The organism is Pantoea sp. CFSAN033090 (assembly GCF_001264395.1).
GTDB lineage: Bacteria > Pseudomonadota > Gammaproteobacteria > Enterobacterales > Enterobacteriaceae > Pantoea > Pantoea agglomerans.
The window spans coordinates 1-13,154 of the sequence record NZ_LGYX01000013.1 but is presented as its reverse complement, the minus strand read 5'-3'; the positions used below and the strand labels follow the sequence as shown (position 1 = coordinate 13,154).

The following is a 13,154-nucleotide window of genomic DNA, read 5'->3' as shown; positions in this document are numbered from 1 at the left end:
GATGCTGAGTTTGCGTCAACGCGAACAGCGTCAGGCATGGGTGCTGCTGGCACCCATGTTGCTGGTGATGCTGCTGTTAACCGCCTGGCCTCTGCTGCGTACCATCTGGCTCAGCTTTACCGATGCTGCGCTGATTGGCAGTGGTGAAACGCCTGCCTGGATTGGGCTGGAAAACTATCTCTATGCGCTTAGCGATCCCGACTTTCGGGCGTCGATCTGGCGCACACTCTATTTCACCCTTGTGTCTGTCACCGTTGAAGGGATTATCGGCGTGCTGGTGGCGCTGCTGCTGAATCAGAAATTCATCGGGCGCAACGTTTTGCGGGTGCTGGTGATTCTGCCGTGGGCGCTGCCGACCATCGTCAACGCCATGATGTGGCGGCTCAACTTCAACCCTGATTACGGCAGCATCAACGCCCTGCTCAGCCAGCTCGGCATCATTGACGGCTATCGCAGCTGGCTGGGATCGCCGGAGGCGGCGCTCAACGCGGTGATGTTTGCGGATATCTGGAAAAACTATCCGCTGGTCACCCTGCTGGTGCTGGCGGCGCTGCAGTCGATCCCCGAGGATCTGTTTGAAGCGGCACGACTGGACGGTGCCTCCGCCTGGCGGCGTTTCCGGGCGATTACCTTCCCGGCGATTGTTGCACCGCTCGGCGTCGCGCTGGTGTTACGCACCATCGATGCCTTTAAAATCTTCGACATCATCTACGTGATGACGCGCGGCGGCCCGGTGGACAGCACCAAAACCCTGAGCTTTTTCGTTTATCAGGAGTCGTTCAGCTATCTGCGTGCCGGCAGCGGTGCCGCCTACGCGATACTGATGACCCTGATGTGCGCCCTTCTGATCACGCTCTATCTGCTGATGTTATGGCATCAGCGCCGCCGGAGTACCGCTTATGAAAACTAAACTGCGACGGGTGCTGCGCTACGGGGCTGCGCTGCTGGTCGCCGTCAGCATTCTGGCCCCGATGGGCTGGCTGTTTCTGATGAGCGTCAGTTCTGCCAGCGATCTCTCCCGCGTGCCGCTGGAGTGGCTGCCGCGTCAGTGGGATTTCAGCCGCTATCAGGGGCTGATTTCGCTGGCACCAAATCAGCCCGGCAACGTTTTCCTGCACGCGCTGGGTAACAGTTTGCTGGTGGCGACGGTGGCCACAGCGATCTCGCTGCTGCTGGCGATACCCGCGGCGTTCAGCTTCTCACGCTACAGTGGTCGTGATGCCTGGCTTTCCGGCGCTCTGGCAATCTATATGGTGCCGCCCGTGGCGTTTGTGCTGCCGCTCTACTTTCTGCTGCAACAACTGGGGCTGCTCAACACCCGTCCCGGCCTGGTGATGGTCTACTGCTCACTGATCCTGCCGTTTCTGACCTGGATGCTGAAGAACCAGTTCGACTCACTGCCACGTGATATCGAACAGGCAGCACGGCTTGATGGCCTGCGCTTCTGGCAGGTTCTGCTGCGCATTACGCTGCCGCTGGCAAAGCCGGTGCTGGGCGCTGCCGCGCTGTTCGGCTGGCTGCTCGCCTGGGATGAGTTTTTCTACGCGCTGCTGTTCACCAGCAATATTTCGGCACAGACCCTGCCGGTCGCCATTGCCGGTTTTACCGCAGGACGCGCGACCGATGACGGGCTGATCGCGGCAATCGGCATTCTGGCTTCGGTGCCGCCACTGTTTATTGCCATCTGGTTGCAGAAGACGCTGGTCAGCGGTCTCACCAGCGGCGGAAGTAAGGGATAATTATGGTCACTACCCTCACGCCCACCCTCTATGTGGTGGGCAATATAAATGTTGATTTAATCATGAGTACGCTCAGCGACTGGCCGCAGCGCGGCACGGAAGTGATGCTGCAGCACAGCGAGTTACGTCCCGGCGGGTCCGCAGGTAACTGTGCGCTGGCGCTGGAGGCGATGCAGGTGCCGCATCGGGCCATTGCCAATCAGGGCGACGATGGCTTCAGTCACTGGCTCGCCAGTCACTTTCCTCATAGCGCTGCATACTGGCCGCGCTATGCCTGTGAAACCTCGCTGACGGTAGGCGTGACCCATCCCGATAACGAACGCTCGTTTCTCAGCAATCACGGCCATATTACCGTGCTGACCGCGGACGATGTGCTGGCCCAGTTGCCGTCGCAGGCGACGCCGGGCGACATCGTCCTGCTGTGCGGCACCTTTCTCTGTCTGGAACTCTATGATCACTACCCGGCGCTGCTGGCCGCGCTGCAACAGCGTGGCTTCTGTGTCGCCGTGGATACCGGCTGGCCGCCTGCGGGCTGGAGCGATGGGCTTCGCTTACAGATTGGCAACTGGTTAGCGGACTGTGACTGGCTGCTGCTGAATGAGGTGGAAGCGCTGGGCTTATCGGGCGCAGAACTGCTGGATCAAAGCGGTAAACAGCTGGCGGCCCGGCTCAGTGGTCGCGGCGGCTGTGTGATTAAGTGTGGCGCAGAGGGCGCACGTCTCTGGTCTGCCGCCTCTGTGCAGTATGCTGCTGCCCAGCCGGTGACGGTGGTAGATACCATTGGTGCCGGTGACAGTTTTAATGCCGGTTTTCTTACTGCACTGCTCTATCACCAGCCATCGCACACGGCGCTGCGCTGGGGCATTGAAGTGGCATCACAGGCGATAAGCAGCTCTCCGCGCCGCTATCCCAGCTGGCAACAACTCCAACTATCAAATGAGGTGCGCTGACCATGGCCAGTGTTGAACTTGTACAGGTGGCGAAGCGCTACGGTAAACAGAGCGTGCTGCACCCGCTGGATTTAACCATCCCTGATGGCAGTTTCACTGTGCTGGTTGGCCCCTCCGGCTGCGGCAAATCAACCCTGCTGCGGCTGCTTGCCGGTCTGGATACCGTCTCTGACGGGGCGATCATGCTGGATAAAAAACGCATTAACGATCTCGATCCTGCTGACCGGGATATCGCCATGGTGTTTCAGAGCTATGCGCTCTATCCGCATCTCACCGTCGCGGAGAATCTGGCGTTTCACATGCAGGTGAAAAAGGTGAAGCGCGAGGAGCAAAAAAGCAAAATCGCCCGCATTGCCGGCATTCTCGGCATCGATCAGCTGCTGCAGCGTTATCCAAGAGCGTTGTCGGGTGGACAGCGGCAGCGCGTGGCGATGGGCCGCGCCATGGTGCGCAATCCGCAGGTGTTTCTGTTTGATGAGCCGCTTTCTAATCTTGATGCGCAGTTACGCATGGAGCTGCGGGCCGAGATTAAGTCGCTGCATCAACGTTTCAAAACCACCATGGTCTATGTTACCCACGATCAGGTCGAGGCGATGACGCTGGCGGATCAGATTGTGGTGATGAAAGAAGGGGTCATTGTGCAACAGGGTGCACCGCTGGCGATTTATGACCGCCCGGTAAACACCTTCGTGGCGCGGTTTATCGGGTCACCGCCGATGAATCTGCTGGATGCCCGTTTCCAGACACGCGATGGCCTGCCTGGCGTCTGCTGTGGCGAGCAGTGGCTGCCGTTGCCGCGTCGCTGGCACAGTGCGGCACAGCAGCAGGCCGATCAGCCGGTCACGCTTGGCGTACGTCCGCACGATCTGATTTTTGATGCCAGCGGGCAACCGGCGGCGGTCAATATTGTTGAGATCACCGGCGAATCGACCCTGCTACATCTGAAATGGCAGGGTTTCCCGCTGCATATGCAACTGACCGGCCGCAGCGATGCCGTGCCTGGCGGCACGCTGCCGGTGACCGTTAATCCGGATAAAATGCATTTGTTTGATGCCAGCAGCGGCATGCGGCTGACGGAACAGTGATAAAAATAAACCCGCCAGCGGTAATGTCAGTCAGTTAAGCGACAGGTGATAACGCAGTCTGGTGCCGGGCCTGCTCTGAAACTTCAGTGTGTATTGTTAAAAAAGGGCACGAGAGTGGAGGCCTGAGCGCCTCTGCTGCTGAAAGGGCTATCCGCAGCGCTGAGGCGTGACGGTGGGCCAGAAGTCCACGCCGGGAAGCGTGGACAGGTCGGGGCCGGCCAGGGAGGGCCGATCCCCGAACGGTTCGTCGGCACGACGTCAAAGCCGAAGGTACCGCGTGAGCGGCGCGAGGACGGCCCGGCAGCAGCAGAGGTGCGCTGGCCCGCACTGCGGCTCGCTCGCCCGGAAAAAAAGGCTGTGACGTTTAACCGTGACAGCCTTTACAAATCTAATCTTAACTGATCAGCATTGCGCCAGCGGCGGGTTTTTTATTTTGTGAAGCAGAGTCTGGATCAGGAAACATACGCCTGCTTACGCCAGATGAAACTGCTCTACCGTCTGTGACAGCTGCTGCGCCTGATCCTCCAGCGAACTGGCGGCAGCCGACATCTGCTGCACCAGCGCGGCATTCTGCTGAGTGACGCCATCCATTTCATTGACGGCAATCGTTACCTGGCTGATGCCACGCGCCTGTTCGCTTGATGCTGTAACAATCTCACCGATAATCCCCTGCACCGAATTCACCGCCTGCATCATCTCCTGCATGGTTTTACCGGCATCGTTTACCAGCCGGACGCCGCTCTCGACCCGTACGCTCGACTCTTCAATCAGTGCGCCGATCTCTTTCACCGCGTTCGCGCTGCGCTGGGCCAGATTACGCACTTCAGAAGCCACCACGGCAAAACCGCGTCCCTGCTCACCGGCGCGTGCAGCCTCCACCGCCGCATTCAGCGCCAGAATATTGGTCTGGAAGGCGATACTGTTAATCATGGTGGTAATGTCGCCGATCTTTTTCGAACTGTCATCGATCTGCGCCATGGTCTGCACCACCTCACCCACCAGCGAGGCACCACGACTGGCGATGTGGGTAGCGTTTTCAGTCAGGCTGGTCGCCTGCTGCGCGTTATCGGCATTCAGGCGAATCGTGGCGCTGATCTGCTCCATGCTGGCTGCGGTCTGCTCCAGCGCGGCGGCCTGTTGTTCGGTGCGTGACGCCAGATTGAGGTTTCCGCTGGCAATTTCACCCGCCCCCTGGCGTACTGATTCACTGGAATCTTTAATCTGCCCGACAATCTGCCGGAGCTGGCTTTGCATGGTATCCAGGGCGAAAAAGAGGCTGCTGCGATCGCCGTTTTTCACCACAATCGCGTTATCCAGCTTGCCATCGGCGACGGCCAGCGCAATATGCGCCGCTTCAGCCGGCTCACCGCCAATCGGACGCAACACTTTACGGCTGAACAGCATGCCCAGCACCGTCCCGACCAGCAGAACGCTCACGACCATCAGGATCACCGCCCACATCAGCTGCCGGTTTGAGGCGGCCATCACCTGACTGACCGGTGCAACCACGCCCAGATACCAGGGTTTGTCGCTGTTACCTATCATCACCGGCTGCCAGGTGACCAAAGCGTCTTCACCCAGCACGGCATCAAATCGCTGGACGACTTTTGACGTAAAACCCTCTTTTTCGCCTTTCCAGGGCTTCCCGGCTTCATCTTTCACCGGCGAAGAGACCACATTCCCGCCGTGAGAAAGCAGCAGCGCATAGCCGCTTCCCTGCCAGGGTTTGATCTGATTCACTTTCTGTTGCAGTGATGCCAGTGAAATGTCAGAGGTAACGATCGCCTTTAGTGTGCCCTGATCGATAATCGCGGCGGCGACGGAGGTGAGCAATGTTGGCACGCCGTTATAGGCATAGCTATAGGGTTCTGTGAGCGTATCTTTTTGTGTTTTTTGCGGGATCAGATAGTAATCGCCCTGACCCGGTGTCAGATAGGAGAGCAGCGGATGCATCGCGTATTTTCCTGCCGCGTCACGATCCACAAAAAAGGCATAACGGCCCTGCGGTGCCTGACCTGGCTGTGAAGCGAACTCGGCATCACGGCCATCAAACGCATTCTGTTCAAATATCACTGACATCGACAGATAGTCAGGGTTAGCACGCAGCGCATACTCCATCACCTTATCGGCCGCTTTGCGATCGGTAATGCCGACGTGGGGCAAGGCAATCAGACTTTGTCCGAGGTGACTCGCGACATCACGTGCATGGCTCAATTCCTGCTGCACCTGTAAGGCACGGCTCTGCGCAATCTGCTGCAGATATTGTTCGGCCAGCGCCTTCTGCTCTTTACCGGATTGCCAGCTGAGAACCCCAATCGTCACGGTAAATCCCAGCACTATCGTTAAACCACCCATGATCAGCATCTGGGCACGGGTACTCATTCTTTTCTTATGTGTTAACTGACTGACCATAGTGCTTCCCCTGAAATTTACCTGGCTCAATACCTCCTTGTAGTTATGGTGCTCCTGAGATCATCTATCGGCGGCGTTTTTTTGAACTTTAATGGCCATTTCCCCGCCGTGATGGGGGTCTCACAGCGCGTGATTACGGGAAGTTGATCGCAAAGGGATTATGGCGCTGTGAATGAACGGCCTTTTTTTGATCTGCAACAATACTGGTGCCCGCCATTACTGTCAGTTTATGTCAACAGTTGCTGTAGCCCCCTTATCGCAGTGGAGATAGAACAATGATCGGTAAATCAGGATTAGCTGTCGGGATGGTTGTCTGGCTGGCGTATGTCGCCTGGATCGTTCACTACTATTCAGACACCTTTATGCAGTTCTCCCGCTAAGCAAACAGGACCTTCGGGTCCTTTTTTTTGCCCTCACTTCAGCCGGGTTGGCCTGTGAGCCAAATATTCGCTATTATCGACTCATTGTGTGAGCCGAATAACCTTCTTTATTCGGCTCATCTACCCTTAGCGTGAGCCGATTATGAGCGTTACCTGGATCTGGCAACAGCCGGACTGGCCCCATTTTCAGTGGCAGGACGCCGTGCTGTTACCGCGCCTGCGCCATCTGCAGCAGCAGCGCGGATTGCTGCTGGGCCGTGCCAGCCTGCATTCAGACAGTGAAACCCAGACGCTGGATACCCTGCTCAGCAATATCCTCTCCTCTTCCGCGATTGAAGAGGAGCGGGTCAACGTGCAATCGGTCCGCTCATCGCTGGCGCGTCGGTTAGGCGTGACGGAAGAGCAGCCTTATCCGGTCTCCGATCGTTCAGAAGGCCTGGCTGCCATGATGCTCGATGCCATCAATAACCGCAGCCAGCCGCTGACGCCTGAGCGTCTCTGTCAGTGGCATCGCTGGCTTTTCCCGGCCGATGAGTGGACGGTGCAGCGCCTGAGCGTCGGCACGCTGCGCGGCAGTGAGCCGATGCAGGTCATCTCAGGTCGCATCGATCGTCCCACGGTGCATTTTGAAGCGCCGCCGCGACAGGGACTGGAGCCGCAGCTGGCGCAGTTTATTGAGTGGTTCAACAGCAGTCAGCATGATGTGATGCTGGACCCGTTGCTGCGCGCCGCCATCTGCCACCTCTGGTTTGTCACCCTGCACCCTTTTGATGATGGTAATGGTCGTATCACGCGTGCCTTAACCGATCTGGCGCTGGCGCAGGCCGACAGTCAGAGCATCCGGCTGTATGCCATGTCACCCGCCATTCTGACGCAGCGTGCCGGTTATTACCGCATCCTTGAGCAGACGCAGAAAGGCGGCCTGGATATCACCCACTGGCTGGTTTGGTTTCTTGATATCCTGGATGAGAGTCTGCAACAGGCGATGAACGTCATCGATCGCACTCAGATGAAAGCGCGTTTCTGGCTGCGGCATCAGGGGATGGGATTGAGTCCGGAACAGGTGAAAGTGTTGAACCGGCTGCTGGATGGCGGCGAGCAGGGTTTCGAACTGGGGATCAGCGCCAGTCAGTACCAGAAGGTCGCCAAAGTGAGTAAAGCCACCGCGACCCGTCATCTGGCCGATCTGGTTGAAAAAGGCTGCCTTTACCGGCTTGAAGGCGGAGGCAGGAGTACCCGCTATCAGGTTAACACCCACGAGACGCCCTGAGCCAGGCTGTTTTAACTGCTAACCGGGAGTACATCGCGATCGTTGTGATGTACTCCTGAGTGCGGCAATTACTCTTTAAGTGAAGCCCCGTTGGTCGCAATGACATCTTTATACCAGTAAAAGCTTTTCTTCCGGCTGCGGGCCAGCGAACCTTCACCAGTATCATCGCGGTCAACATAAATAAAACCGTAACGCTTAGACAATTCGGCTTTTGATGCGCTGACAAGATCGATAGGCCCCCAGCTGGTATACCCCATGACCTCCACGCCATCGTCAATGGCCTCACGCACCTGAACCAGATGATCGTTGAGGTAGCTGATGCGATAATCATCCTGCACGACGCCCGTTGCATCCGGTATATCTTTGGCGCCCAGTCCGTTCTCAACAATAAACAGCGGCTTCTGATAACGATCCCACAGCAGATTCAGTAAGGTCCGCAAGCCCACCGGGTCAATCTGCCAGCCCCATTCAGAACTCTGCAGGTGAGGATTGGGCACCATGCTCAGAATGTTACCCCGCATCTGCTGATTCAGTGTCTCATCGGCGGTCACGCAGCCGGACATGTAATAGCTGAACGAGATAAAATCGACGGTCGACTGGAGTATCTGGCGATCGGCATCCGTGATATCCAGCTGAATATTATTCTCGCGAAAGAACCGCAACATATAACCCGGATAAACACCACGGCACTGAACATCGCCAAAAAATTGCCATTTTCGGTTCTCCTGCAGCGCTTCCAGCACATCGTCAGGCTTACAACTGAGTGGATAGACCAGCCCTCCCAGCAGCATATTGCCAATGCTGGCGTCCGGGTTAATCTCGCGACAGGCTTTCACCGCCAGCGCACTGGCGACCAGTTGATGATGAATCGCCTGATACACCTCGCCTTTGCTGCTGGTTTCCGGCAGACCCACACCGGTCATCGGCGCGTGAAGCGACATGTTAATTTCGTTAAAGGTCAGCCAGAGTCTGACTTTCTGCCGGTAGCGGGCAAACACCGTACGGGCATAATGCTCGAAGAAGCCAATCACCTGGCGGTTACCCCAGCCACCATATTGCTTCACAAGGTGCCAGGGCATTTCATAATGTGACAACGTAACAAGTGGGGTGATGTGATGTGCGGCCAGCTCATCGAATAACCGGTCATAAAAGGCCAGACCAGCCTCGTTGGGCTGTTGCTCGTCACCGTTCGGGAAGATGCGCGTCCATGCGATGGAAACCCGCAGACAGCTGAAACCCATCTCTGCAAACAGCCTGATATCGTCCGGATAGCGGTGGTAAAAGTCGATCGCGATGTCTTTGAGGCTTTGGCTGCCCTCAATGCGCTCCGATACCGGGCCAAAGATTCCCTGTGGCTGAACGTCTGAGGTTGAGAGGCCTTTGCCCTCTTCACGCCATGCGCCTTCAACCTGATTAGCGGCAACAGCACCGCCCCATAAAAATGAATCCGGGAAAGTTTTCATCCTGTTCTCCTTTTATTGACGAGTGACGCTGAGTAAAGGCGTACCTGCAGTGACCGCGGTCCCTGCCACAGTCATCACCTCAGGATACTCATCGCTGTTAGTGATAATGATCGGTGTTGCCAGGTCATATCCGGCATCAAGAATGGCCTGACGATCAAACTCCAGCAGCAGATCGCCGGCCCTGAATGTGTCGCCCACTTGTACATGTGCCGTGAAAGGTTTGCCGTCGAGCCTGACGGTATCGATACCCACATGGATCAACAGCTCAATCCCGCTGTGACTCAGCAGCCCTATGGCGTGTCGGGTCTGAAACAGGGAGGCCACCTCACCCGCAAAAGGCGCAATCACTTTGTTGTCGGAAGGGATGATGGCCACACCCTGTCCCAGCAGGCCACTGGCGAAGGTTGGATCGGGAATCTGACCAAGCCCCAGAACGGTGCCCGTCATCGGTGACAGAATGTCATCTTCGCCAGGGGTAATCGGGAGCGCTGCGTCTGGCGCCGTGTTTCGGGGCATGCCCGCTACCAGCGTCATGCCGCAACCCAGTGTCAGCGCTAGTAGCGTCCCGGCAATACCGCCCCATAACGTGGAATCCACACCGCCAGGTGGGATCATCTGTGCGATGGTAAAGATGTTGGCAAAACCAAATGAATAAACGTGGGTGCTGCTGAGGCCGACAATGGCACCGCCAATAGCGCCCGCCACGCAGCCAAAGATAAAGGGACGGCGCAGCGGCAGATTAACGCCATAGACAGCCGGTTCAGTGATACCAAAGATCCCTGCGGTCACGGATGAACCCGCCAGCATCTTCTGTCGTGCATCCCGACTGCGCAGAAACACCCCCAGCGCCGCGCCAACCTGGCCCATGACAGCAGGCAATAGCATGGGCAGCATTGAGTCATGCCCCAGTACGGCAAGATTGTTGATCATCAGTGGCACCAGTCCCCAGTGCAAACCAAAAATCACACAGACCTGCCACAACGCGCCCAGGGCGGCACCAGCCAGCCAGGGTGCCAGCGCATAAATCCACTGGTAACCGTTTGCCAGTATCTGACTTAAGCCTGTGGCCAGTGGGCCAATCACCAGGAAGGTCAGCGGCACGGTGACGCTCAGGCAGATTAATGGCGCAAAGAAGTTTTTCATGGAGGCGGGAAGTCGCCGGCTGCTCTGTTTTTCCAGCCAGCAACTTACCCAGGCAGCGAGAATAATCGGGATAACCGACGCACTGTAATTAAACCAGGTTACAGGGATGCCGAGAAACGCGTCCGTCATTTCACCGGACTGCTGGCTGGCATTAAAAGCTGCAATCATCGTCGGGTGGGTCAGCGCCCCGCCAATCACCATGGTAATAAAGGGATTGCCGCCAAATTTCTTCCCGGCGGTGTAGCCCAGCACCAGAGGAAAGAAGAAAAACAGGGCATCACTGGCTGCAAACCAGATTTTATACGTTCCACTTTCAACAGAAAGCCAGCCACAGACCACGGCCAGCGCCAGTAAACCTTTTAGGATCCCGGAGGCGGCGAGAATGCCGATAAACGGGGTAAAAATGCCTGATACAATGTCGATCAGATGATTGAAAACATTACCCCCGGTCTTTTCCCCTTCTGTTGCTGCAGAAAGCTCATCAGCCAGGCCCGCTTCACTACGCACAGCCTGCCAGACATCATGAACGTGGTTGCCAATCACCACCTGAAACTGCCCGCCGCTTTCAACGACCATAATAACGCCCGGATTTTTCTTTAGCCCTTCAGCGTCGGCTTTATGGTTGTCTTTCAGTTTGAAGCGTAACCGGGTGGCACAATGAACCAGAGTTACGATGTTCTCCCGGCCACCAATATGGCTGAGGATATCCTGCGCCAGCGTGTGATATTCCATCTCGATTTCCTTACAACCGATGCCTGCGGACATCAGTTAACTGAGCCAAAAATGAAAAAAACCTGAGAACGTCCTCCTTTCAGAGGCCGCGCTCAGGTTTTGCCTGCGTAAAGCAGTAACAATCCGGTTTATGGAGCTTATTGCCCCTCTTTTCTCACCCGTTCGATGTTAATGGCGAGAAACATGATCTCTTCTGCGGTCAGATCACGCTGATAGCTTTGTTGCAGATGCTGCGCGATTTTCACCGCACATTTCCAGGCTTTGGGATAGTTATCTTTTACTGCTGTATGCAGCGATACATCGTCATCGTCCACCACGGTACGCGTCAGCATCCGCTGAGCAAAAAACTTCAGATGAGTGACAAAACGCTGGTAACTCAGCGACGATTCGATGTACTCCAGCTGCAGTTGATACTTCACCAGTTGCAGAATCTCCTGCATAACCCGGGTGACATGCATCACTTCCGGCATTTCATTATTGAGCTGCGCCGTCACCAGATGTAGCGCGATAAAGCCGGCTTCATCCTCCGCCAGTTCGACATTCAGACGACGTGAAATGATAGCCCTGGCCTCCTGACCCAGTTCGAACTCTTTGGGGTAGAGGCGTTTGATATCCCACAGCAACACATTTTTAATTGCCAGACCTTTTTTCTGCCTTTCAATGGCAAAGTAGCAGTGGTCGGTCAACGTGATATACAGGCTCTCCTGCAATGTCCCCAGACGTTGTGTTGCCAGATCAATAATGCGGTCGCAGGTGGTCATCACTTCAGGAGGGATCTGGTGTAACAACTCCTCCAGACGACGTACCAGCAGATCACTTTGCAGCGCAAATACCTTCTCAATGTGCGCAGCGTTGAGACTGTCACCGATGCGCTTCTGGAAAGCCAGTCCACGCCCCATCACGACCTGTTCGCGTCCCTGCTCATCCTGAACCATCACCACGTTGTTATTAAGAATTTTGGCGATTTTCATCGGAACCCCAGAAACAAAAAAACCTGACATCCGACAGAGGCCAGAAGTCAGGTTTTGCCTGCCTAAGCAGTAACAATCCAGTTCGGGAACTCTATCAGTTTTAGTCATGACCTCAATCTGTCAGGGCAAAAAGCGTGACAGCGATCGAAATCCTCTTATTAACTTAAAAAGTGACTACCGTGTTGAGTTCAGTCACCCAGGCATCCTGCGTGTGGCGATACCCGCCGGACGAGACCAGTATTAAAGCCGGGGGTGCGGTTCCGGGCAGCAAAAGGGGTATGACGCTCAGTGGAATGAAAACTCACGTTATGGGAGGAAGATAGTCATGCGAGGAAGGTCGTCTGAAAAATCGACTAATGGACTGCAGTGTTCATTAACTGCCATTTAGCGATTAAAAACACACCGCTTTGAACGCTTTTGTCACTGATCACAATGTTTTGATTTATCGGACGGAAAGCCCTTAATGTGTGAAATCGTTCTGTTGAGCGTCAGAGCCCGTTATGCAGGGTAAAAGAGTGGAAGGAAGACTATCTGTAAAGAAGTTAGCAGGAGAACAGCTCAAACCGCTATTCAGAAACAGCAACGCCGGAAGGTTCGCTTCCGGCGCTGTTGAGATTACGCGGCTTTAACGGCGCGCACTTTCTTTGCAGCAGGCTCTTCCTGCGGCTCATCCGCGCTATCGTCTGAGACAGCTTCTGGCTGAGAGACGGCTGCTGCTGCCGTTTCTGGCAGTTTGCTGGTGCGCAGAATATGCTGAACGGCATCTTTCTGCTCTGCAATCAGCAGGCCCAGCGTTTCCGCCTGAGATTCTTCCATTGCAGGTTGATGCTGTAACAGCCAGTCGGTGAAGGCTTCGGCCATATCGAGCATTTTGTCGTAGGCATCGGCCTCTTTCTTATTGGCAAACGTCATCTTCTCTTCACCCTTTCTGACTACTACAAATTTTGTTTCAACAGCCATCTTTTCGCCCTCAGGTACTGTGTATACATGGGTCTTCCCCTGTTGTGGT

Annotated in this window: 10 protein-coding genes; 5 read left to right on the top strand and 5 right to left on the bottom strand. The window is 55.8% G+C overall.

Annotation, left to right across the window (positions count from 1 at the left end):
• Position 1: 1 nt before the first annotated feature.
• From AFL22_RS13055 to ugpC, 4 genes are read left to right on the top strand one after another with little or no spacing between them, the layout of a single operon-like run.
• Positions 2-910, top strand: a complete 909-nt coding sequence (locus AFL22_RS13055) for a sugar ABC transporter permease (RefSeq protein WP_022624334.1) — start codon at positions 2-4, stop codon at positions 908-910.
• Positions 900-1,739, top strand: a complete 840-nt coding sequence (locus AFL22_RS13050) for a carbohydrate ABC transporter permease (protein WP_022624335.1) — start codon at positions 900-902, stop codon at positions 1,737-1,739. The genes AFL22_RS13055 and AFL22_RS13050 overlap by 11 nt, the downstream gene beginning before the upstream one ends.
• Positions 1,740-1,741: 2 nt before the next feature.
• Entirely contained in the window at positions 1,742-2,689 is a 948-nt protein-coding gene (locus AFL22_RS13045) for a carbohydrate kinase family protein (RefSeq protein WP_010247086.1), read from the top strand.
• 2 nt (positions 2,690-2,691) lie between these two features.
• Positions 2,692-3,774 (top strand): sn-glycerol-3-phosphate ABC transporter ATP-binding protein UgpC, encoded by a 1,083-nt coding sequence (gene ugpC / locus AFL22_RS13040; protein WP_052271553.1) that lies wholly within the window; start codon positions 2,692-2,694, stop codon positions 3,772-3,774.
• 471 nt (positions 3,775-4,245) lie between these two features.
• Here the strand turns inward: ugpC and AFL22_RS13035 are convergent, their stop codons facing one another.
• Positions 4,246-6,186, bottom strand: coding sequence for a methyl-accepting chemotaxis protein (locus tag AFL22_RS13035; protein ID WP_052271552.1), 1,941 nt, complete (start codon positions 6,184-6,186; stop codon positions 4,246-4,248).
• Between the two features lie 522 nt (positions 6,187-6,708).
• Between AFL22_RS13035 and AFL22_RS13030 the strand changes: the two genes are divergently transcribed.
• The gene (locus AFL22_RS13030) at positions 6,709-7,836 is read left to right on the top strand and encodes a Fic family protein (protein ID WP_052271551.1); all 1,128 of its coding nucleotides are present in this window, start codon (positions 6,709-6,711) and stop codon (positions 7,834-7,836) included.
• Positions 7,837-7,904: 68 nt separating this feature from the next.
• Here the strand turns inward: AFL22_RS13030 and ascB are convergent, their stop codons facing one another.
• The 4 genes from ascB to AFL22_RS13010 form a co-directional block, all read right to left on the bottom strand.
• Complete coding sequence (ascB, locus tag AFL22_RS13025) at positions 7,905-9,299, bottom strand: 6-phospho-beta-glucosidase (RefSeq protein ID WP_052271550.1); 1,395 nt, start codon at positions 9,297-9,299, stop codon at positions 7,905-7,907.
• 12 nt (positions 9,300-9,311) lie between these two features.
• Entirely contained in the window at positions 9,312-11,174 is a 1,863-nt protein-coding gene (gene bglF / locus AFL22_RS13020) for a PTS beta-glucoside transporter subunit IIABC (RefSeq protein ID WP_052271549.1), read from the bottom strand.
• 137 nt (positions 11,175-11,311) lie between these two features.
• Positions 11,312-12,145, bottom strand: coding sequence for a transcriptional antiterminator BglG (gene bglG / locus AFL22_RS13015; RefSeq protein WP_010247080.1), 834 nt, complete (start codon positions 12,143-12,145; stop codon positions 11,312-11,314).
• Between the two features lie 615 nt (positions 12,146-12,760).
• Positions 12,761-13,105: a YebG family protein gene (locus AFL22_RS13010; RefSeq protein ID WP_033780256.1), complete on the bottom strand. Its 345-nt coding sequence runs from the start codon at positions 13,103-13,105 to the stop codon at positions 12,761-12,763.
• Between the last annotated feature and the right edge of the window lie 49 nt (positions 13,106-13,154).